The following is a 17,949-nucleotide window of genomic DNA, read 5'->3' on the forward strand; positions in this document are numbered from 1 at the left end:
CGAGATGACCGTGAACAAGACCTCCCTGCCGCTTTCGGCCAATCTCGGCTTCTTGTGGACCGATCTTGCGCTGCCGCAAGCGGTGCATGCGGCGGCGGCTGCCGGCTTCGGCGCGGTCGAGCTGCACTGGCCCTATGAGGTGCCGGCGGCCGAGCTTGCCGCCGCCCTCAAAGAGACCGGCCTGCCGGTGCTCGGGCTCAACACGGTGCGCGGCGACGTGGCGAAGGGCGAGTTCGGTCTCGCCGCCCTTGCCGGGCGCGAGGACGAGGCGCTCGCCGCCTTCACGCAGGCGCTCGACTATGCGGTGGCCATCGGCGCCGGCAATATCCATGTCATGGCCGGAAAGGCGGACGGGGAGGCCGCGCGCCGCACCTTCGTCGCCAACCTGCGCCGTTTCCGCGACCTCGCTGCCCCCAGGGGCGTGAGCCTGCTGCTGGAGCCGATCAACACCCGCGATGTGCCGGGCTACTTCCTGTCGGACTGCGAGAGCGCCGCTTCGATCATTTCGGAATGCGGCGGCGAGGGCATCCGCATCATGTATGACTGCTACCACATGCAGATCATGCGCGGCGACCTGCTGCGCCAGGCCGAGCGCTGGATGGACTTGATCGGCCACGTCCAGTTCGCCGCCGTCCCCGACCGGGGCGAGCCGGGCCGGGGCGAGGTCGACTATGGCTGGTTGCTGCCGGCCTTGCGCGATGCCGGTTATCGGGGCCATTTCGGCGCGGAATACCGGCCACGCGGCGCGACCGGCGAGGGTCTCGGCTGGATGAAGGCTTTCGCGGGCGCCTGAGGCCCCGCGCCGCTCAGCCGAGCTCCAGCGTCGTCGTCGCAAGCACGCGGGACGCATCGCCCGCCGGTACGCCGTTGCGGTACATGCGCGCGGTGGCGAACCCTTGCGTGAAGCCGGCCTGCTCCAGCCACTCACCGAAGCCGTGCCCCGTATCGGGCACGTCGAGATGCAGCTCCTCGCCGCCCGTTGCCTCACCGAGTGCGGCAAGGAGCGCAGTTCCATCCGCCAATGTGTCCGCAAAGAGCGGGCCGATCTTCCAGCCCTGAAGGCATTTTCGCGCGGTGCCGTAGCCGACGATGCGTTCGCCCCTGACCGCCATGCGCGTGATGCGTGGGCCGGAAACCCAGGCGGAGAGGAAAGCCTCGCGCGGGGCCGGGAAGACTGCCGCATCATAGGCGGCAAGGCCGGCGTCGCCGGGATCGGCCGGGACGATGCGGGTGCCGGCCGACGGAGCCGCCTCCGGCGCGTGCCCCGAAAAGCGCAAGGTGCGATAGGCGACGGCAAAGCCCATGCGGCGGTAATTGTCTTCCTGCGCCGGCACGCCGTCGAGGCCGATGCAGCGCTCGCCGAGCCTTGCCATGCCGGCATCCCAGACCTGGCGCCCCAGCCCCTTGCCGCGCAGATCCGGCCGGCAGATGTAGAGCCCGACGAAGCCGAAGTGCGGCCCATAGGCAACGGCGGAAATCCCTGCCGCCATTTCGGTGCCGAGGAAGAGCCCGAGAAAGCCGCCGGGATCGGCGGCATGGAAGGCCGGGGCGTCGTCGAGGCCGGGATTCCAGCCCTCGCTGGCGGCCCAGTCGATCAGCTGGGGAAGCTCGCCGGGGGCAAGCGCGCGCAGTGTCGGTTCGGTCATTCGGTCCCTGCCGGCATCGGAGCGAAGGAGGCCATCGCGCCGCTGTAGCGCTTGGGCGAGGGGGCAGCATAGGCGCCGCGCTTGGAGGTGAACAGTCCCAGCGCTGCCAGCGCCTCCGCCTGTTTGACCGCGGCGCTCACCCCGTCGATCACCGGCACGCCGAATTCGTCCGAGAGCTGCCGGGCAAGGTCCGCCATGCCGGCGCAGCCGAGCACGATCGCCTCCGCGTGGTCGCAGGTCAGCGCCGCGCGGATCTCAGCTCGCAGCAGTTCGCCGGATCCGGAGGCCGGGTCCTCCAGCGACAGCACGGACATGCCGGCCGCCCGCACCCTCGCCCGGCCCGTCATGCCGTAGCGCGCGACCAGATCCTCGACCGGCACGCGCGCGGCCTCCGCCGTCGTCACCACGGTGAAGCGGCGGGCAACGAAGGCGGCAAGCGACAGCGCCGCCTCGCAGATGCCGAGCACCGGGATGCGCGCCATCGCCCGTGCCGCGTCCAGCCCGGTATCGTCGAAACAGGCGATCACCGCCGCTCTCGCGCCGGCCCGCTCGCCCTCGCGAATTTCGGCGAGCAACCCCGGCACGGAGAGCGCCTCGTCGTAATAGCCCTCGATGGAGGCGGGCCCGGCCTGCGAGGTGGCGGCGACGATCCGCGTACCGGGCGCTGCGACGGCCGTTGCTGCGGCCTCGATGGTGCGGGTCATCGAGGCCGTGCTGTTCGGGTTGACGATCAGGAGGTCCATTGTCTGCCGTCCGTCACGCGGTGCCCTGGCCGCGGGCGCGGCGGCGGCCGAGCCAGAGGATGGCGCCCAGCGTTGCCACGATCACGAGGAAGGAGAACAGTGTCGTCACCGTGCCGAGCGCGTAGAGCACCGGCGTCGTGACATTGGTGGTCATGCCGTAGATCTCCAGCGGCAGGGTGTTGTAGGTGCCCGAGGTCATCAGCGAGCGCGCGAACTCGTCATAGGACAGGGTGAAGCCGAACAGGCCGACGCCGACCAGCATCGGCGCGATCATCGGCAGCAGCACATGCAGGAAGGTCTGCCAGGCGCTGGCGCCAAGGTCCCGGGCCGCCTCCTCGTAGGCAGGCGAGAAGCGGTTGAACACGGCGAACATGATCAGCACGCCGAAGGGCAGCGTCCAGGTCAGGTGCGCGCCGAAGGCGGAGCTGTACCAGGCCGGCCGCAGGCCCACCTGCTGGAACATCACGCCGATGCCGAGCGAGACGATGATCGAGGGCACCACGAGGCTGGCGACCGAGAGATAGAACAGCGGCGTCGCGCCGAGGAAGCGGCGGCGGAAGGCGAGCCCCGCCAGCAGCGACACCACGACGGTGACCAGCATGACGCCGATGCCCAGCGTCAGCGAGCGGCGGAAGCTGCCGCCGAAATCGCCGACCGCCTGGCGCTCCGTCAGGTTGCGGAACCAGTGCAGCGAGGTGCCGTTGAGCGGGAAGGTCAGCCCGCCGTCCGGTCCCTGGAAGGACAGGATGACGATGGCCGACAGCGGCCCATAGAGGAACACCACGAACAGCGCGAAGAACAGCGCCAGGATCCAGAACTCGAGGCCGCGGGTCTCGCTCATCTCACAGCTCCTTGCGGATGTCGACGACGCGCAGGATCGCGGCGACGAGCAGGAGGACGATGGCCAGCAGCACCACCGCATTGGCGGCGGCGGCCGGATATTGCAGCAAGGACATCTGGTTGCGCATCATCAGGGCGACCGAGGCGCTCTGCCCGCCCGACATCACCTGGACGGTGATGAAGTCGGCCATCACCAGCGTCACGACGAAGATCGTGCCGATTGCCATGCCGGGCTTGGCCAGCGGCAGGATCACGTTGGTCAAAACCTGGAAGCTGGAGGCGCCGGCATCGCGTGCCGCCTCCACCAGGGCGCGGTCGATGCGCATCAAGGTGTTGAAGATCGGCGTCACCATGAACAGCGTGTAGAGATGCACCATGGCCAGCACCACGGCGAAGTCGGAATAGAGCAGCCATTCGATCGGGGCCGGCACGATGCCGAGGTCGACGAGCGCCGTGTTGACCAGCCCGTTGCGCCCCAGCACCGGGATCCACGAGATCATGCGGATGATGTTGGAGGTCAGGAACGGCACCGTGCAGACCAGGAACAGCACCATCTGCATGGTCTGGCTGCGCACGTGGAAGGCGAGGAAATAGGCGACCCAGAAGCCGATGACGAGGGTCAGGACCCAGACGATCGCGGCATATTTGAGCGTGTTGAGATAGATCCGCCAGGTCACCGCCGAACCCAGCGTCTCGATGTAGTTGGTCAGCACGAAGTCGGGATAGAGCCGCGCGAAGTCGTAATCCCAGAAGCTCACCGCGACGATCATCGCCAGCGGCGCCAGCAGGAAGGCGCCGAGGATCAGCGCCAGCGGGGCCGCCTGCAGATAGGCGGCGGCAGCCGTGCCGATGCGGGCAAGACGGCGGGCGGGCGGCGTTCCGTCCGGCGCGGCCTCGTGTGCGGCAGGCGGATTGGCGGCGGCGGTCATGCCTCGGCTCCTTGCGGATCTTCAGAAAGGGGCGGGGAACCGCTCTCCCGGGCGACTGGCCTTTCCCGGGAGAGCGGAGCGGCGCGCGTCAGGCGGCGATGAACTCGTTCCAGCGGCGGACCATGTAGCGGTCCTCGTCCATCACCGAGTTCCAGCAGGCGACCTTGCCCATGCGCTCAGTGAAGGAGCCGCCGTCGCGCACGGCGCCGGCCTTTTCCATCACCTTGCCGTCCGGCGACAGGATGTCGCCCGCCGCCGGCTTGCCCTCGACCCAGAAGCCCCACTCGTCCTCGGACATGTGCTGCTTCGCCGTCTCCATGGCGGCGGAGTAGTAGCCCTGGCGGTTGAGATAGGCGCCGACCCAGCCGGACAGGTACCAGTCGATATACTCGTACGCCGCGTCGAGCTTGGCGCCGGAAAGATGCTTGGCAAGGCCGATGCCGCCGCCCCAGGCGCGGTAGCCTTCCTTGAGCGGCTGGTAGACGCAAGGGATGCCGCGCGAACGCACGGCGGCGACCGCCGGCGACCACATCGACTGGATCACCACCTCGCCCGAGGCCATCAGGTTGACGCTCTCGTCGAAGGACTTCCAGAAGGCGCGGAACTGGCCGTCCTTCTTGGCCTTGATGAGGAAATCGATGGTCTTGTCGATCTCCTCCTGGGTCATGTTGCCCTTGTCGGCATATTCGATCTCGCCCAACGCCTCCATGATCATGGCTGCGTCCATGATGCCGATGGAAGGGATGTTGAGGATCGAGGTCTTGCCCTTGAAGGCCGGGTCCATGATGTCGGCCCAGCTGGTGATCTCGCGGCCGACCAGATCCGGGCGGATGCCCAGCGTGTCGGCGTTGTAGATCGTCGGCACCATGGTCAGCCAGTCGGTCGGGGCGCTGGCGAAGGTGGTGGAGTCCTTGCCGTCGACGAAGCCGACCGTGTGCGGTGCCGTGCCTTGCGCGATGACGCTGTCCGGGGCCAGCTTGCCGTCGATGAACAGCGGCACGATCTTGTCGTAATACTTCAGCCGCGAGACCTCCATCGGCTGCATGACGCCGGCCGGGAACACCTTCTTGGCGATCCAGTACTCGATATCGGCAATGTCGTAGCTGTCCGGCTGGGTGACGGCGCGCTGGGCGGCGGCGTCGGAATCGGTCGCCGTCATTTCCAGCGTGATGCCGAGGTCTTCCTTGCACTTCTCGGCGATGGCGTTGAGGTTCGACACGCCGGTGCCGAACTGGCGCAGGGTGATCGGGTTCTGCGCCCAGATGGTCGGAAAGCCGGTGATGGCCCCGCTGCCGGCGGCAAGGCCTGCGGCGGCCGCGCCGGACTTCAGCAGCGTGCGGCGGGAGAGCCCGCCGGTTCCGGCGGCGGTCTTGCTGGTCGGTGTCGTCGTCATTTCAGTTCCCCTCTCTTGTGATGGTCGGCCTTGGTTTTTCAGGAAGCGAGACGGCCGAGGACGATCGCGTCCTCCCGGTCCCACGCGAGCGGCGCCGCATCGCCGACCTTCACGGGCGCGGCGAAGAAGTCGGTGTCGCTGACGATTGCTGTGAAGTCGTCCACCCCGGCTCCGGCGACGGTGAGCTTCACCGACGAGCCGCGATACTCGATGTTCTCGACGACGCCGGTGAAGCCGAGGCCGGGCGCGGAGGCCGGCCCGATCCGCACCCGGTCGGTGCGCACGGCGATGTCGATGGGCGCGTCCGCGTCCTGCGGGGTGCCGATGGCGGAAAACAGCCCGCCGCCGGCCGGGGCGATGCTGACCCCGCGCTCGTCGTGGTCCGCAAGGCGCCCGGAGATCACGTTGTGGTCGCCCATGAAGCGCGCGACGAAGGCGGTGGCGGGCCGCTCGAACACCTCGCGCGGCGCCGCCGCCTGCTCGATCCGCCCGGCATTCATCACCACGATCACGTCGGCGAGCGCCATCGCCTCTTCCTGGGAGTGGGTGACATGCACGAAGGTGATGCCGAGCGAGGCCTGCAGCCGCTTCAACTCGGCGCGCATCTTCACCTTCAGGAACGGGTCGAGCGCCGACAGCGGCTCGTCGAGCAGCAGGGCCTGCGGATCGGTGATCAAGGCGCGGGCGAGCGCCACGCGCTGCTGCTGGCCGCCGGACAGCTGCGCCGGCCGGCGCGCGGCATAGGGCTCCATATGCACCAGCTGCAGCATGTCCAGAGCCCGGCGCCGCCGTTCTTCTCTGGCCACGCCCTTCATCTTCAGGCTGAAGGCGACATTGTCGGTGACGTCGAGATGCGGAAACAGCGCGTAGGACTGGAACATCATCGAGGTGCCGCGCCGCGCCGGCGGCAGGTCGGTCACCACCTGGTTGCCGAGCCGCACATCGCCTCCCGAGATGCTTTCGTGGCCGGCGATCATCCGCAGCGTCGTGCTCTTGCCGCAGCCCGACGGTCCCAGCAGGCAGCAATAGCTCCCGGCCGGGATCTTCAGGCTGATCGCATGCACGGCCGTGGTCGACCCGTAGACCTTGGTGACGGAGGCAATGTCGATGGCGGCAGCCTTGCTCATATGCGTTCCCCTCTGACGTGCATGCTGCAATGCATCATGCGTGCCAGTCGCAGCGCGTGGACGCTCCGTCAGGAATCCCAAGGGGTTCGGCAAAGACCGCAGCAGCCCGCAAAAGCGGCATCGTGCTGCGCTGCACAGTTTCTGTGCGATTGTCTGCAAAGCGTGAAAAGATTGTATGCAATCTATTCAGAGGATCGTGTGCGGTCCCTGTGCGCGGCGCGTGAAACGCGCTACAACGGCGACAGGGAATCATATGCCATGACTGTCCACGATCATGCCGCCGCCGGCGGCCCGCTTTCCGACGACCGTGCCGGTGCCATCCGCGACCGGCTGCGGCTGGCCATTGTCGGCCGCAAGCTGGCACCCGGTACCAAGCTGTCGGAGGCCGAGGTCGGCGCCCTGTTCGAGGTCAGCCGCACGGTCGTGCGCGCGGCGCTGCAGATGCTGGCCTTCGAGGGGCTGGTGCGCAGCGAGCGCAATCGCGGGGCCTTCGTCGCCAATCCCTCGCCCGACGAGGCGCGGCAGATCTTCGCCTCCCGCCGCCTGATCGAGCCGGGCATCGCCCGCGAGGCCTGCGCCCGCGTCGATGCGGCCGCGCTGGAGCGCTTCGCCGCGCTGATCGCCGAGGAGGCGAGCCAGATCGCCGCTGCCGGACCGCAGGCCCGCCAGGCCGAGATCAAGGCGTCCGGCGATTTTCACCTGTTGCTGGCCGAGGTGGCGGGCAACGCCATCCTGCACCGCTTCATGGAGGAGCTGGTGGCCCGCTCCTCGCTGGTCATCGCGCTCTATGGCCGCTCGGATGCCTCCAGCTGCGCCCATGCCGAGCATCGCGGCATTCTCGACGCGCTGGCCGCGGGCGACGCGGACCGGCTTGCCCGGCTGGTCGGCGAGCACATCGACCATATCGAGGCCGACCTCGACCTTGCTCCGCAGGGCCGCGCCCCGGCGCTGAAGGATGCGCTCGGGCTCTAGGACGTCTGCTTGAGCTTCGTCTCGCGCGCCTCGGCCGCCCGCTCCGCCTCGAACATGTAATCCCGGGTGATCGGCACCGTGTCGATCCGCTTTGCCAGCTGCAACTGGAACACCATGTTGGTGCGTCGCCGGAAACCGACCTCGCACAGCGCCAGATAGAACTCCCACATCCTGAGGAAACACGCGTCGTAGATCTTCAGAACCTCGTCGCTGCGGGCCAGGAACCGCTCGCGCCAGTGGCGCAGCGTCTCCGCATAATGCAGCCGCAGGATCTCCAGATCGGTGGCATAAAGCCCGGTCTTCTCCACTTCGGTGAATACTTCCGACATCGCCGGCAGGTCGGCGCCGGGGAAAATATACTTGCGGATGAAGGGGTTGATCGGGGCCGGCACGTCCGAGTAGCCGATGGCGTGGATCAGCGCGACACCGTCCTCGGTGAGGAGTTCACGGAGCTTGGAGAAATATTCCAGGTAATGCCGCTTGCCGACATGCTCGAACATGCCGACCGAGACGATCCGGTCGAACGGGCCCTGCTGCTCGCGGTAGTCCCGCAAGTGGAACGAGACCTGCGCGCCCGCCGGCGAGCGGGCAGCGCGCGCGCTCGCATGGGCATACTGCTCCTCGCTCAGCGTCACGCCGGTCACCTCGGCGCCGTGCTCCTCGGCAAGATAGAGCGCCAGCCCGCCCCAGCCCGAGCCGATGTCGAGGACCTTCAGGCCCGGCCGGTCGAGCATCAGCTTGGCCGCGATATGCCGCTTCTTGTTGAGCTGCGCCTCTTCCAGCGTGTCGTCGGGCGAGCGGAAATAGGCGCAGGAATACTGCCGGTCGCTGTCGAGAAAGAGATCGTAGAGTGCCGGCGACAGGTCGTAGTGATGGGCGACGTTGCGCCGGGCTCGGCCCATCGGATTGGACTGCTTGAGTCGCGCGGTCGCCCGCTCCAGCAGCGACATCCAGGGATGGCCGGCCTCGGTGCCGTAGTTGCGGGCAAGCAGGTCCAGAAACTCGTAAAGCCGTCCATCGTCGACCGTGAGGCTGCCGTCCATATAGGCTTCGCCGATGCCGAGCACCGGGTTGCGGACCAACTGCCAGTCGGAGGCTTGCGGCGACAGGCGGACGGTTGCGACCGGCTTTGAGCCGTCGCCGAGAAGATGGCGGCGGCCGGCCCTGTCGATCACGGCAAGGCTGCCGCGGCGAAGGATGGTACGAAGGATGCGCAGGAAGATCATGGGTGGGGCTCGCGCTCATGTGGGTCCGGTCGGGCCGCCGGGGAGGCGGTCCACATGTACAGGCGAGCGGCGGGAGCACCCGCCGCAGGGCGAGCCTAACACGCTATCGTTGCAGAGCGAAAGGCGGCCTTTGACGCCCTAGAAACTGGGCGGCGTGCAGGCGCTGACCACGATGCAGGGCTCCGGCCCGACGGCGCGAAAGCGGTGCGGCTCGGTGCTGTCGAAGGCATAGGCATCGCCCGGCCCCAGGATCTTGCGCTGGTCGCCGACCGTGACCTCCAGCCGGCCGGAGATGACCACGCCGCCTTCCTCGCCGTCATGCGACAGCGGCGCGCGCCCGGTATCGGCGCCGGGCTCGTAGCGCTCGTGCAGGATCTGTAGCCGCCGGCCGAACAGGTTACCCCCGACCTGGCGATAGGATATCCTCCCCTTACCGATTTCCTTGAGCTCCTCGGCCTGGAAGAACACCTGCCGCTCGGCGCCGGGCTCATAGGCGAAGAAGTCGGTGAGGCTGACCGGGATGCCGTCGAGCACCCGTTTCAGCGCGCCGACGGATGGGTTCATGCGCCCGGACTCGATCAGCGAGATCGTCGCGTTGGTGACGCCGGCCCGCTTGGCCAGGGTGCGCTGGGAAAGCCCGTGCCCGGCGCGCAGCGCTCGCAGCCGGCCGCCGATATCGAGTTCCGCATCGCCGCCGTTAGACATGTTTACGATCCCGAACGTTTTTCTGCTCGGGCTAGTAAAAACAAAGGCTTGCGAAAATCAAGAAACAGACTGTTTCAGGATGGAAAAAGAGCGCAGGCTACAGGCTGATAAAAATCCGCCAGAGAGGCCGCCATGGACATGCTGGACGACACGCCCCGGGGCAAGAGCAATCGCAAGCTCGACGCCTACTGGATGCCCTTTACCGCCAACCGCCAGTTCAAGGCGTCGCCGCGCATGCTGGTCGGTGCCAAGGGGCTGCACTACACCAGCGACGACGGGCGCGAGATCCTCGACGGCACCGCCGGTCTGTGGTGCTGCAATGCCGGCCACGGCCACACCGAGATCGCCGATGCGGTGCATCGCCAGCTGCTCGAGATGGACTACGCGCCGTCCTTCCAGATGGGCCACCCGCTGGCGTTCGAGTTCGCCGAGCGGCTCAAGGACCTGGCGCCGGACGGCTTCGAGCATGTCTTCTTCACCGGTTCGGGTTCCGAATCCGTCGACACGGCGCTGAAGATCGCGCTGGCCTGGCACCGGGCCCGCGGCGAGGGCTCGCGCACCCGCCTGATCGGCCGCGAGCGCGGCTATCATGGCGTCGGCTTCGGCGGCATCTCCGTCGGCGGCCTCGTCAACAACCGCCGCCATTTCGGCACGCTGCTGACCGGCGTCGACCACCTGCCGCACACCCATGCGCCGGAGCACAACGCCTTCTCGCGCGGTCAGCCGGAATGGGGCGCGCATCTCGCCGACGAGCTGGAGCGTCTCGTCGGCCTGCACGGTGCGGAGACCATCGCCGCGGTGATCGTCGAGCCGGTCGCCGGCTCCACCGGCGTGCTGGTGCCGCCGAAGGGCTACCTGCAGCGCCTGCGCGAGATCTGCGACAAGCACGGCATCCTGCTGATCTTCGACGAGGTGATCACCGGGTTCGGCCGTCTCGGCACGCCCTTCGCGTCGCAGTTCTTCGGCGTCATGCCGGATATCTTCACCACCGCCAAGGGCCTGACCAACGGCGCGGTGCCGATGGGCGCGGTCTTCACGACCGACCGCATCCACGATGCCTTCATGAACGGGCCGGAAGGCACGATCGAGCTGTTCCACGGCTACACCTATTCGGGGCACCCGATCGCCTGCGCCGCCGGCCTTGCCACGCTCGACATCTACGAGCGCGACGGCCTGCTGACCCGCGCCGCCTCCATCGCCCCGGTCTGGGAAGAGGCGCTGCACGGGCTGAAGGATGCGCCGCATGTTGTCGACATCCGCAATCTCGGCCTGATCGGCGGCATCGAGCTCGCCTCGCGCCCCGGCGCGCCGGGCGCCCGCGCCTATGACGTGTTCACCGCCTGCTTCCAGGAAGGTTGCATGATCCGCGTCACCGGCGATGTCATCGCCATGTCGCCGCCGCTCTCCATCGGCGAGGCGGAGATCGCCCAGCTGATCGGCACGCTGCGCAAGGTGCTCGAGCGCACGCAGTAAGGCCGGTCGAGGCCTCTCGCTTCGAGGTGCTAGGTCGTGGACTCATAATTGTGCCGGAAACGGCGTCCGGTCGGGCAAAGATATGCCAGGAGGATCGCGAGGGCCGGGGCAGTTCCCCCGTCCGAGCGGTCCGACGCCGCAGATCGCAGCCGGGTCGACGCCGTTCGGGTATGCCGGAACCCGCCGGCAACAGCGTCGCAAGCTCTTGAAAACCTGATGGTTTCCTGCGGTCTTGCTTCTTGTATCCGATCGGGTTCGGGCATACCGTTTCTCGTCAGAATTATGAGTTCACGACCTAAGGCCTGTGGGGATTCATCGTGAGTTGATGACGGCGGCGGTGAGGTAGATCATGGCCTCGAAGCTCTGATCGGTTTTGCAGGCGCGCATGGCGATGCGTTTGAACTCCTTGAGTTTGCAGAAGAAGTTTTCGATCAGATGGCGCCATTTGTACATCTCGACGTCGAGCGGGATGGGCTTGGCGCGGCGTGGGTGCTGCGAGATGACGATCTTCGCGCCGCGTTCATTGAGGTTGGCGACAATGTCGTTGCTATCGAAAGCCTTGTCAGCGAGCAGAGCTCCGAACTCGACGCCGTCGATGAGCGGGGCAACGCCAACGGTGTCGAAGCGGTGGCCGGGCATCAGGCGGAAGCGGACAAGGTTCCCGAGCCCATCAGTCAGGGCCAGAACCTTGGTCGTCATGCCGCCTTTGGAGCGGCCTATGGCCTGGCTCTGAGTCCCCCTTTTGCGCCCTGACCGTGCCGGTGAACCTTGACGATGGTGGCATCAATCATGGCGTATTCCATGTCCGGCTCATCCGACAGAGCATCGAAAATCCGCTTGAAAACGTCGGCTTTGCGCCAGTCGCTGAACCGCCGGAACGCCGTACTCCAGTTGCCGAACATGGCAGGCAGATCACGCCACGGACTACCCGTGCGAGCAATCCACAGCACCGCCTCCATGAACAGTCGGTTGTTACCCCCGCTGCGTCCAGGGTCCGTCGGCTTGCCCAAACAGTGCGGTTCCATCTTCGCCCATTGGGCGTCGGTCAGTACGAAGCGTTCCATCCGGAGTGTGAATCACATCTCCGGCAAAATGGGAATCCTGAATCCCCACAGGCCTTAGAGCAGCGCCTCGAAGCACCGTTCGCCCTCTCGTGTGAAAGCGACGATCCGGGTCTTGCGGTCGGTCCGCGCCCAGCCGAGCGCCTCCATGTGGGCAAGCAGGGCGCGGCCGAGGCTGCCGGCAAGGTGCGAGCGCCGTTCGCTCCAGTCGAGACAGTCGCGACACAGTGCAGCCCGGCCGCTGCGCAAGGCCTGGGTGTCTATGCCGAGGCCCGCGAAGAACGTCTCGCCGTCTGCCGTCAGCTCCAGCGTCTCGCCGTTGCGCGCAAGACGTCCGCGTTCCAGCAGGGCGTCGAGCAGCCGGGTGCCCATCTGTCCGGCGAGATGGTTGTAGCACACGCGTGCCTTGCGCAGCGCGGCGTCCTTCGGCCCCGTGCGGGCGCGCAGGTGGCCGGCCCCGGCGGCGATGCCCATCAATCCCTCCAGCACTGCCGCAACGCTCTCGTCCGCCAGCGCGAAATATCTATGCCGGCCCTGGCGCCGCACAGTGACGAGGCCGCCCTGTTCCAGCTTGGCGAGATGCGAACTCGTGGTCGGCAGGGTCACGCCGGCCTCCTGGGCAAGCTCGGACGCCGTCAGGGCCTTGCCGCTCATCAGGGCGGTCAGCATGTTGGCGCGGGCCGGCTCTCCCATCAGGGCGGCGATCCGGGAAATGTCGGGTCCTTCCTTCATACTTAGATCATGGCCGAAGCATGAAGGGGGCGCAAGAGGCTAGAATGGGTGGGCAACGCACAAGGAGAACCCATGCTCACCTGCATCATCCGCTACCATATCGATCCGGCCAGGAAGGAGCAGTTCGAGCGCTACTGCCGCAACTGGGGGGAGGCAATCCCGCGCTGCGGCGCAGATCTGATCGGCTACTTCGCCCCTCACGAAGGCTCCAGCACCCTGGCCTACGGCATCTACAACATCGAGAGCCTGGCCGCCTACGAGGCCTATCGCGCGCGCCTCGCCGCCGATCCGCTGGGCCGGGAGAACTACGAGTTCGCGCAGAAGGAGCGCTTCCTGTTGCGCGAGGACCGGACCTGGCTGAGGCTTGCCTCGGCTCCGCACGGACGCGCGTCGTGATCGTCGTGATCTTCGAGCTGGAGCCGTTGGAGGGGCGCCAGGACACCTATCTCGACATCGCCGCCGAGTTGCTGCCTCTCGCAGAGCAGGTGGAGGGCTTCGTCTCGGTGGAGCGGTTTCGCAGCCTCAAGCATCCCGAGAAGCTGCTGTCGCTCTCTGTCTTCGAGGACGAGGCGGCGGTGCGACGGTGGCGCACGCTCCTTGCCCACCGGGCCGCGCAGCGTCGCGGCCGGGACGGCATCTTCCGCGACTACCGGCTGCGCGTTGCGAAGGTGCTGCGCGACTACGGGATGCACGCGCGTGACGAGGCGCCCGCCGACAGCCGCGCCGTTCACGACGTATGAGCCGGCCCGGGCGCCTCGTCCGGGCCGCCGGCCTCGGCCCACAGCCGCGCCAGCTTGTCCGGGTTGCGGAGCACGTAGACCGCTTGCACCCGGCCGTCGGCGACCTCCACGGCCGTCGCTTGCCGGGTGCCGTCGGCCTCCAGCGTCAACTCGCCGGGCAGGCCGCCCAGCTGCACCCGGCATCGCCAGGCGGGCGGGCGGCCGAACTTGCGCGCGACGCCGGCAAAGAACCGGGCAACGCGCAGGGCGCCGCTGATCAGGTTGCGCGCGGCGATCTTCTGGCCGCCGCCGTCCGAATGCAGCACGGCGCCCTCGGCCAGCAGCCGGCTCAGCCCCTCCACATCGTTCTGCCGGGCCGCGCTCAGGAAGGCGGACGCCACGGCTTCGTGCTCCTGTTGATCGACGGAAAAACGCGGCCGTGCCTTGCGGATGTTGTCGCGGGCGCGGCTGGCGAGCTGCCGGCAGGCGGCCTCGCTCCGGCCCAGCATTTCGGCGATCTCGCCAAAGCCCATGTCGAAGACGTCGTGCAGCAGGAAAGCCGCCCGTTCCAGCGGCGACAGCCGCTCCAGCGCCAGCATCAGGGCGAAGGAAATGTCGGAGGCGAAGATCTCTTCCGCCGGTTCGGCAGACGCGCCGCCGGCCGCGCCGAGCAGCGGCTCGGGCAGCCAGGGGCCGTCATAGGCCGCCTGTTCGCGCCGGCGCCGGCGCAGCCGGTCGAGGCACAGGCGAGTGACCACGGTGGAGAGGAACGCCTCCGGCTCCTCCACCTTGCTGCGATCCGTGCGTTGCCAGCGCAGCCAGGCGTCCTGGACCGCGTCCTCGGCATCGGCGCGAAGGCCCGTCATCCGGTAGGCGAGGCCGGTCAGCCGGCCCCGCACCTTCTCGAACGTGTCTACCGCGTCGCTCGCGGCGTCATGCTGCATCGGCCTTGCCCGTTCCCTTTTCCGGCGCCTTCGGATGCTCGCTGCGAAAGCCCACCGCCAGCCGGTTCCAGGCGTTGATGGTGCAGATCAGCATCGACAGTTGTACCCGCTCCGCCTCGTCGAAATGCTCGGCGATGCCGGCGTAATCCTCGTCCGGCGCGCCGGTCTGCGCAAGCAGGGTCAGCGCCTCGGTCCAGGCAAGCGCGGCGCGCTCGCGCGGCGAGTAGAGCGAAGATTCGCGCCATGCCGGCAGCAGGTCGAGCCGGGTCTGGTCCATGCCGCCGGCCCGCGCGTCGCGCGAATGCATGTGGAGGCAGTAGGCGCAGCCGTTGATCTGCGAGGCGCGCAGCTTCACCAGCTCGACGAGCTCGCGTTCCAGCGCCCCGCCGCGCACCGCGGCCTCCAGCGCCAGCATCGGCTTCAGCATGTCGGGGGCGATATTGTAATAGTCGAGACGGGCAGTCATGGAGGTCTCCGTTGCGTTGGTGTCACTCCCTAGACGCTCGAGCCTTGCCTGCTGTGACATGGACGCGCAAAAAATCTGTCCCCGCGTGCGGGCGCAGGTTCCCGCCGCTTCCGCGCGCCCTGTCCCCGCCTCTTGCGGTTTGCAGAAATTGAGACGGATTTTGCAAAATTCCGTCTCGAAATCGCGAAATTTCGGCGCGCGCCTCTCGAAATCGCCAAACCATCACCTGCTGGCCGTCGATCCGAATTCGGGCTTGGGCGAGGGCCGGTTCTCGCGTCCGCGCGAGTGCGGCACGGGCCAGGCCATCAAAAAATATGATGTCAGACAAGCGTAGATCTCAGTCGCTCGGGAAGGGAGGCGGGGCCGGACGGGGGAGGCGGGCTTGGCGGGGAGGTGGGGGCGAGATGGTCCGCCGACCTGGAAAGTGGCAGCGGCTCCGTGGAGGGCAGAGAGCCTCTAGAGGGGCGGCGCACTCGTGAAGGGGTGGCGGACTTTGGAGAAGCGAAGAGGAGGCAGCAGACCAGGTGAGGGCAGCGGGCCTGAAGAGGGGCACCTAAGCGCACACCGAGCGGTGATGAGCTTGGCAAGCCGGTGGATGGAGGCGCCGCGTGGGCTGCTGCTTATGTGATGCATCCTTGGAGGGGCACCGCACTCTGACATCAGACGAGACTCTGCCAGCGACCGGCGATGAAAACGCACTGCATGAGCGCGCCTGGCCTCAGAGCAATAAAGCCTCAAAAAAGGCGAAGGACTGCGGAGCGGAATGCTGTGTTTGTGGTGTTGCTTAGCTGTGCGCGCTGATTGACGAGCGTGTCGTCAGGCTGCAATCTCGCAGGATGGCTATACTCGATGAATTTGCCGCCCTCGAAGAAATTCGCACGATACTGGCTTCGACAGATCGCGCGAAACTGGCTGTTGCTTTCTGGGGGGATGGGGCGATCAAACGCTTGGGGCTGGTTGGCTCTGGAGTTCAGCTCCAAATCCTCTGCAACCTAGAATCCGGGGCTTGTAACCCAAATGAGTTGCGCAAGTTGCTTGGCCTATCGAATGTAGTGCTCAAGTCGCACTCAGCACTCCACGCCAAAGTCTGGTGGACGCCGAATGCCGCGGTGCTTGGCTCGTCCAACGCTTCGACCAATGGCCTTGCGCTCGAGCACGAGACCGGAAGCGGTTGGCATGAGGCCAATGTCCGGATCGACGATGCCACAACGCTCAACAGCATTTCCAAGTGGTTCGAGAAACTGTTCAACGAGGGGCACCGCATCGAGGAAGCAGATCTCGCACGGGCGGAAGAGCTTTGGAAGGCGCGTAAGCGCCTTGTTCTCTCTGGTGTGATGTCGGCTAGTACTCTGTTTGCGGCTTTTGAGAAAGCGCCCCAGAATTCAGCATGGAGTCGTGTGAAAATCGCATATTCCAGTGAATATATCAGCAAAAATATAAGTGATTGGCTTAAAAATAAGCAAAAACAAGGCTTTTATTCTGAAGGTATATTTATTTATGAAGGTTGGAATAAGTGTATGTTTCCGGGCGATTTCATATTGGATTATGATTTTTCCAAAAATTTTGCAAAATATGGAGGCATATGGAAGGTCATTGATGAAGACGTTCATCCTGAAGGCGTGCGTCTCGTGGTGAAATTAGAACGGTTGCCAGTCGGTCCGGTTCATCAGTTCGAGGTATCTGCTGAGGAGCAGGCAGAGTTGGCCGGCATCGCCCCTGCAGCAATCAAGCAGTATGGTGAGGATAGTGGCAGTGCTCTGCTCACACTTGCGCAAGCAATGGAACTGATTGGCGCGCGTGCCTCAGTCGCGACCGACAAGGCCTTCCATCGCGCAATGCTCGGCATCTACGAAGAGACCATGAGCTTTGGCTACAAGCCGACGACTTTCAGAAGAATGGTCGCCGATCACGGCGGGGTTGAGGCTGCGCGGCGGTTGATTCGGGGGACGGCTACGAGTGGCTTCGAGAAGCTTTGGGAAAATGGACGCTTAGATATTTCGGTGGAGGCCCTCATTCTGCGCCCGGAATGGCATTCGCTATTCACTGACGAGGATCGTGAAATCGCACGTAAGAGATTGAAGCAATATAATTTTCAGGTTGCAGACTGACGCTGACTAAGCAGCGATAAGGATTACGGGCGGTACGATGGCGGGCTTGCGGAACCCTCTTGTCCCGCCCGGGCCATGTCCGTGCGCATCCGGCTGGAATCGCCCCAGGTCGAAAGCCAGATCATCAGGTCGGTCAGGCCACTGACGAGCGGCAGCAGCAGCGCGTGGGCGAGGCCCCGCCCCTGCTGGCGGCTTTCGGCCTCGCGCAGGTGCGCCAGTTCCTGTTGCTGGATCGAGGCGATGAGGGCGTGCAGCTGCGGATCGCGGTCGGCGAGGAAGGCGAGCTGGTCCTCCAGGTGGCGGTGGACGGCGCTTTCCACGGCCTCGGTGCAGATCCAGACCGTGTTGCGCCCGCCGAGCGCGGTCAGGGCGCCGAGCACATAGCCGCCAAGGCTCCACAGCGACATGATGCGGCAGGGCCGGGCGCCTCTTGCGGGCATCGCCTCGCGGAACAGGCGGCAATGGTCGATCTCGTCGGCGCGCATCTCTTCCAGAACCGGCACGATGTCCGGAAAAAGGTGCCGGGCGACCGTGATCTGGGCACCATAGATCCGGATGGCGCCGAACTCGCCCGCGTGGTTGACCTTGAGAATACGGCGGACGGTGAGCTGCGGGTCACGGCCGCGGGTGTCGGGCGCGGCTGGCGGACTGGTCGTCATCGATGTCGCTCGCCCCTTATCGCCGATACATCCGCAAACCCATACAGAAAGCGCGCGGGCGCGTCATCAAGAGGGGAGGCGCAGGCGTTCGGATGCAAGAGCTCTCTCCCCGCAACAAGACACAACAATACCCGGTATCGCAGGCGGACCTGCGATACCGGGTACCGTAGCGGCGATGGGGCGCCGTGTGCTGGCCTCCCGGTCCG

Annotated in this window: 19 protein-coding genes; 6 read left to right on the top strand and 13 right to left on the bottom strand. The window is 66.3% G+C overall.

The annotated features are described in order from the left end of the window. The first annotated feature begins 4 nt into the window (after positions 1-4). The gene (locus GH266_RS14730) at positions 5-793 is read left to right on the top strand and encodes a hydroxypyruvate isomerase family protein (protein WP_158194503.1); all 789 of its coding nucleotides are present in this window, start codon (positions 5-7) and stop codon (positions 791-793) included. A gap of 13 nt (positions 794-806) precedes the next feature. Here the strand turns inward: GH266_RS14730 and GH266_RS14735 are convergent, their stop codons facing one another. The 6 genes from GH266_RS14735 to GH266_RS14760 all read right to left on the bottom strand — a co-directional run bounded on the left by GH266_RS14735 (position 807) and on the right by GH266_RS14760 (position 6,678). Beyond that, positions 807-1,646, bottom strand: coding sequence for a GNAT family N-acetyltransferase (locus tag GH266_RS14735; RefSeq protein WP_158194504.1), 840 nt, complete (start codon positions 1,644-1,646; stop codon positions 807-809). After that, on the bottom strand, positions 1,643-2,389 hold the full coding sequence (locus GH266_RS14740) for an aspartate/glutamate racemase family protein (protein ID WP_158194505.1): 747 nt from the start codon (positions 2,387-2,389) through the stop codon (positions 1,643-1,645). The genes GH266_RS14735 and GH266_RS14740 overlap by 4 nt, the downstream gene beginning before the upstream one ends. Before the next feature lie 13 nt (positions 2,390-2,402). Further along, a complete protein-coding gene (locus GH266_RS14745; protein ID WP_158194506.1) occupies positions 2,403-3,230 on the bottom strand; it encodes an ABC transporter permease in 828 nt (275 codons plus the stop codon). Between the two features lies 1 nt (position 3,231). Continuing rightward, entirely contained in the window at positions 3,232-4,158 is a 927-nt protein-coding gene (locus GH266_RS14750; RefSeq protein ID WP_158194507.1) for an ABC transporter permease, read from the bottom strand. An 88-nt stretch (positions 4,159-4,246) separates the two neighbouring features. Beyond that, positions 4,247-5,551, bottom strand: a complete 1,305-nt coding sequence (locus GH266_RS14755) for an ABC transporter substrate-binding protein (protein ID WP_158194508.1) — start codon at positions 5,549-5,551, stop codon at positions 4,247-4,249. 38 nt (positions 5,552-5,589) lie between these two features. Further along, positions 5,590-6,678 carry an ABC transporter ATP-binding protein gene (locus GH266_RS14760; RefSeq protein WP_158194509.1) on the bottom strand — a complete coding sequence of 363 codons (1,089 nt, stop codon included), beginning with the start codon at positions 6,676-6,678 and terminating at the stop codon, positions 5,590-5,592. A gap of 258 nt (positions 6,679-6,936) precedes the next feature. Here GH266_RS14760 and GH266_RS14765 point away from each other — a divergent pair, with 258 nt between their 5' ends. After that, positions 6,937-7,650: a GntR family transcriptional regulator gene (locus GH266_RS14765; protein WP_199270335.1), complete on the top strand. Its 714-nt coding sequence runs from the start codon at positions 6,937-6,939 to the stop codon at positions 7,648-7,650. Here the strand turns inward: GH266_RS14765 and GH266_RS14770 are convergent. Then, positions 7,647-8,876: an SAM-dependent methyltransferase gene (locus GH266_RS14770; RefSeq protein WP_158194511.1), complete on the bottom strand. Its 1,230-nt coding sequence runs from the start codon at positions 8,874-8,876 to the stop codon at positions 7,647-7,649. The genes GH266_RS14765 and GH266_RS14770 overlap by 4 nt on opposite strands. Positions 8,877-9,014: 138 nt before the next feature. Beyond that, positions 9,015-9,581 carry a cupin domain-containing protein gene (locus tag GH266_RS14775; protein ID WP_158194512.1) on the bottom strand — a complete coding sequence of 189 codons (567 nt, stop codon included), beginning with the start codon at positions 9,579-9,581 and terminating at the stop codon, positions 9,015-9,017. Positions 9,582-9,719: 138 nt separating this feature from the next. On the opposite strand from GH266_RS14775, the gene aptA reads away from it, so the two are divergent. Beyond that, the gene (aptA, locus tag GH266_RS14780) at positions 9,720-11,054 is read left to right on the top strand and encodes an omega-aminotransferase AptA (RefSeq protein ID WP_209001651.1); all 1,335 of its coding nucleotides are present in this window, start codon (positions 9,720-9,722) and stop codon (positions 11,052-11,054) included. 312 nt (positions 11,055-11,366) lie between these two features. Here the strand turns inward: aptA and GH266_RS14785 are convergent. Both GH266_RS14785 and GH266_RS14790 read right to left on the bottom strand, forming a co-directional pair. Beyond that, a protein-coding gene (locus tag GH266_RS14785; protein WP_158192679.1) for an IS5 family transposase occupies positions 11,367-12,118 on the bottom strand; the annotation gives its coding sequence in 2 pieces (ribosomal slippage) (positions 11,367-11,788 and positions 11,788-12,118; 753 coding nt in all). Between the two features lie 54 nt (positions 12,119-12,172). Further along, positions 12,173-12,847: an ArsR/SmtB family transcription factor gene (locus GH266_RS14790; protein WP_158194514.1), complete on the bottom strand. Its 675-nt coding sequence runs from the start codon at positions 12,845-12,847 to the stop codon at positions 12,173-12,175. Positions 12,848-12,919: 72 nt separating this feature from the next. On the opposite strand from GH266_RS14790, the gene GH266_RS14795 reads away from it, so the two are divergent. Both GH266_RS14795 and GH266_RS14800 read left to right on the top strand, forming a co-directional pair. Continuing rightward, positions 12,920-13,243, top strand: coding sequence for an NIPSNAP family protein (locus GH266_RS14795; RefSeq protein ID WP_158194515.1), 324 nt, complete (start codon positions 12,920-12,922; stop codon positions 13,241-13,243). Next, positions 13,240-13,587, top strand: a complete 348-nt coding sequence (locus tag GH266_RS14800; protein ID WP_158194516.1) for an antibiotic biosynthesis monooxygenase family protein — start codon at positions 13,240-13,242, stop codon at positions 13,585-13,587. Before GH266_RS14795 ends, GH266_RS14800 begins: the two co-directional genes overlap by 4 nt. Here GH266_RS14800 and sigJ read toward each other — a convergent pair. Together sigJ and GH266_RS14810 are read right to left on the bottom strand one after the other, a co-directional pair. Further along, complete coding sequence (sigJ, locus tag GH266_RS14805; RefSeq protein WP_158194517.1) at positions 13,575-14,510, bottom strand: RNA polymerase sigma factor SigJ; 936 nt, start codon at positions 14,508-14,510, stop codon at positions 13,575-13,577. The genes GH266_RS14800 and sigJ overlap by 13 nt on opposite strands. After that, complete coding sequence (locus tag GH266_RS14810) at positions 14,500-14,976, bottom strand: carboxymuconolactone decarboxylase family protein (protein ID WP_158194518.1); 477 nt, start codon at positions 14,974-14,976, stop codon at positions 14,500-14,502. Before GH266_RS14810 ends, sigJ begins: the two co-directional genes overlap by 11 nt. Before the next feature lie 836 nt (positions 14,977-15,812). On the opposite strand from GH266_RS14810, the gene GH266_RS14815 reads away from it, so the two are divergent. Next, positions 15,813-17,084 (top strand): phospholipase D family protein, encoded by a 1,272-nt coding sequence (locus GH266_RS14815; RefSeq protein ID WP_158194519.1) that lies wholly within the window; start codon positions 15,813-15,815, stop codon positions 17,082-17,084. A gap of 23 nt (positions 17,085-17,107) precedes the next feature. Here GH266_RS14815 and GH266_RS14820 read toward each other — a convergent pair whose 3' ends face one another. Further along, entirely contained in the window at positions 17,108-17,743 is a 636-nt protein-coding gene (locus GH266_RS14820; protein ID WP_158194520.1) for a demethoxyubiquinone hydroxylase family protein, read from the bottom strand. Positions 17,744-17,949 lie beyond the last annotated feature (206 nt).

It is taken from the genome of Stappia indica (assembly GCF_009789575.1).
Lineage (GTDB): Bacteria > Pseudomonadota > Alphaproteobacteria > Rhizobiales > Stappiaceae > Stappia > Stappia indica_A.

Bases quoted from the DNA above. Each gene is read 5' to 3' on its own strand.
- GH266_RS14730 (WP_158194503.1), top strand. From the start codon at position 5: ATGACCGTGAACAAGACCTCCCTGCCGCTTTCGGCCAATCTCGGCTTC.
- GH266_RS14735 (WP_158194504.1), bottom strand. From the start codon at position 1,646: ATGACCGAACCGACACTGCGCGCGCTTGCCCCCGGCGAGCTTCCCCAG.
- GH266_RS14740 (WP_158194505.1), bottom strand. From the start codon at position 2,389: ATGGACCTCCTGATCGTCAACCCGAACAGCACGGCCTCGATGACCCGC.
- GH266_RS14745 (WP_158194506.1), bottom strand. From the start codon at position 3,230: ATGAGCGAGACCCGCGGCCTCGAGTTCTGGATCCTGGCGCTGTTCTTC.
- GH266_RS14750 (WP_158194507.1), bottom strand. From the start codon at position 4,158: ATGACCGCCGCCGCCAATCCGCCTGCCGCACACGAGGCCGCGCCGGAC.
- GH266_RS14755 (WP_158194508.1), bottom strand. From the start codon at position 5,551: ATGACGACGACACCGACCAGCAAGACCGCCGCCGGAACCGGCGGGCTC.
- GH266_RS14760 (WP_158194509.1), bottom strand. From the start codon at position 6,678: ATGAGCAAGGCTGCCGCCATCGACATTGCCTCCGTCACCAAGGTCTAC.
- GH266_RS14765 (WP_199270335.1), top strand. From the start codon at position 6,937: ATGACTGTCCACGATCATGCCGCCGCCGGCGGCCCGCTTTCCGACGAC.
- GH266_RS14770 (WP_158194511.1), bottom strand. From the start codon at position 8,876: ATGATCTTCCTGCGCATCCTTCGTACCATCCTTCGCCGCGGCAGCCTT.
- GH266_RS14775 (WP_158194512.1), bottom strand. From the start codon at position 9,581: ATGTCTAACGGCGGCGATGCGGAACTCGATATCGGCGGCCGGCTGCGA.
- aptA (WP_209001651.1), top strand. From the start codon at position 9,720: ATGCTGGACGACACGCCCCGGGGCAAGAGCAATCGCAAGCTCGACGCC.
- GH266_RS14790 (WP_158194514.1), bottom strand. From the start codon at position 12,847: ATGAAGGAAGGACCCGACATTTCCCGGATCGCCGCCCTGATGGGAGAG.
- GH266_RS14795 (WP_158194515.1), top strand. From the start codon at position 12,920: ATGCTCACCTGCATCATCCGCTACCATATCGATCCGGCCAGGAAGGAG.
- sigJ (WP_158194517.1), bottom strand. From the start codon at position 14,510: ATGCAGCATGACGCCGCGAGCGACGCGGTAGACACGTTCGAGAAGGTG.
- GH266_RS14810 (WP_158194518.1), bottom strand. From the start codon at position 14,976: ATGACTGCCCGTCTCGACTATTACAATATCGCCCCCGACATGCTGAAG.
- GH266_RS14815 (WP_158194519.1), top strand. From the start codon at position 15,813: ATGGCTATACTCGATGAATTTGCCGCCCTCGAAGAAATTCGCACGATA.
- GH266_RS14820 (WP_158194520.1), bottom strand. From the start codon at position 17,743: ATGACGACCAGTCCGCCAGCCGCGCCCGACACCCGCGGCCGTGACCCG.